This is a genomic window from Holdemanella sp. DFI.5.55, from assembly GCF_020593575.1.
GTDB classification, from domain to species: Bacteria; Bacillota_I; Bacilli_A; order Erysipelotrichales; family Erysipelotrichaceae; genus Holdemanella; species Holdemanella hominis.
The window spans coordinates 1-255 of record NZ_JAJDMK010000310.1 but is presented as its reverse complement, the minus strand read 5'-3'; the positions used below and the strand labels follow the sequence as shown (position 1 = coordinate 255).

Annotated in this window: 1 protein-coding gene; it reads right to left on the bottom strand. The window is 60.4% G+C overall.

The features are described from left to right. The coding region (locus LJE08_RS14220; RefSeq protein ID WP_255650367.1) for an FAD-binding protein at positions 1–206 on the bottom strand (206 nt) is incomplete at its 3' end. Positions 207–255: the final 49 nt, after the last annotated feature.

The following is a 255-nucleotide window of genomic DNA, read 5'->3' as shown; positions in this document are numbered from 1 at the left end:
GTCGGAATACCGCCCATCATGTAGTGGCAGGTTGGGATAACCGGAATCGGCTCTTTCACCGGGTCAACGTGCGCAAAGGTGCGGGACAGTTCAAGGATACCCGGCAGGCGGGATTCGAGAACTTCTTTACCCAGGTGGTCAAGCTTCAGCTTGGCGTGCGGGCCCCACGGACCGTCGCAGCCGCGACCTTCGCGGATTTCGATCATGATGGAACGCGCCACCACGTCACGACCCGCCAGGTCTTTCGCATTCGGA